Origin of the sequence: Mammaliicoccus stepanovicii (genome assembly GCF_002902525.1) — a bacterium.
Classification (GTDB): Bacteria; Bacillota; Bacilli; order Staphylococcales; family Staphylococcaceae; genus Mammaliicoccus; species Mammaliicoccus stepanovicii.
The window spans coordinates 1-1,105 of sequence record NZ_PPQZ01000090.1; the positions used below are offsets into that span (position 1 = coordinate 1).

Genomic DNA, 1,105 nt, shown 5'->3' on the forward strand with positions numbered 1-1,105 from the left:
CTATTGATTAAAGTGCATCTATTAGATATAATTATTCTTGTGTTGAAAATGTCCTGGTAGCTCAGCTGGATAGAGCAACGGCCTTCTAAGCCGTCGGTCGGGGGTTCGAATCCCTCCCAGGACGTAAATTACCAATATCCCGTTGTAGAAACGTTCAAACGTTGATACAACGGGATTTTTTTGTAAATTGATATAATTCGTTATATATGGTGATTAATCTTTTACGCAAACGAAATTATAAAATTTTTAATGCATGTATTGCTTTCTTATTCTCTTCGTAAAAAATTTCTTATAATTGATGTGAATATACATCTAAAGTACTTGAAATACCTTCATGACAAGGTCATTTACATATATATCCGATAGGTATTGATTTGCGATGTAGGTAGGATGTATGTGTATGCCCTTGCCGCTATGGTTAGTGCATTTTTTATGCAAAAATTATAGAAGTTTGATAATCATGATTAATTGTGATTAACTAATGTATCAAGTAAAGAGGGAACAAGATGTTAGATAATAAAGCCGATAAGGAATACAGGCATCCCTTATCAAACCGTACAAGATCTAAGGAATGGAAAAACATCAATAGAATCTGCAATGTTTAAAACGGCTAGAAAATTATACGCATACATAATAGCCCACCTAAATGAATAGGTGGGTTAATTTTAAAAGCTAATTTAAGATAAAATACTGGAAATCGAAACAAAAAAGTTATTTAAAAAATGTATTAAGATTGGTACCTCTATCCTTCTAGTTTTTAAATAAGCAAAACCAAATATTAAGCCAGAAAGAAAATATGGTAGATACCCAATCAATGTATCAGAGTCATGGACCGCTGCAAAGGCTAAACTAGATACAATAAGACCAATCAATAAATGATTTCTAAAAACGACCCTTAAAATAAAGATTCGAAAAATAATCTCTTCTATTATTGCAGGTATAATAGCTATACTAACTATTGATATCCAAATTGGTAAGCTATTAGTACTATTTTCAAGTAATTCCTCGTTGGTTGGTAACGGATAAAAGTGTAAGTAAATAGTGTCCAATAAGTACATTAGTATATAGCCACCTAATATATATACAAAATGTATGAACATTAACT

The 1,105-nt window shown here is 31.1% G+C and carries 1 protein-coding gene, 1 tRNA gene and 1 pseudogene; 2 read left to right on the top strand and 1 reads right to left on the bottom strand.

All coding sequences use genetic code 11. From position 1 onward, the window contains the following. Positions 1-50 precede the first annotated feature (50 nt). Positions 51-124: transfer RNA gene (locus CD111_RS10115), tRNA-Arg, on the top strand. Positions 125-528: 404 nt separating this feature from the next. After that, positions 529-654: pseudogene (locus CD111_RS12775) on the top strand (hypothetical protein); the annotation flags it as partial. A gap of 23 nt (positions 655-677) precedes the next feature. Here the strand turns inward: CD111_RS12775 and CD111_RS10120 are convergent. Continuing rightward, positions 678-1,105, bottom strand: a 428-nt coding sequence (locus CD111_RS10120) for a CPBP family intramembrane glutamic endopeptidase (protein WP_142380956.1), incomplete at its 5' end; no start/stop codon positions are given.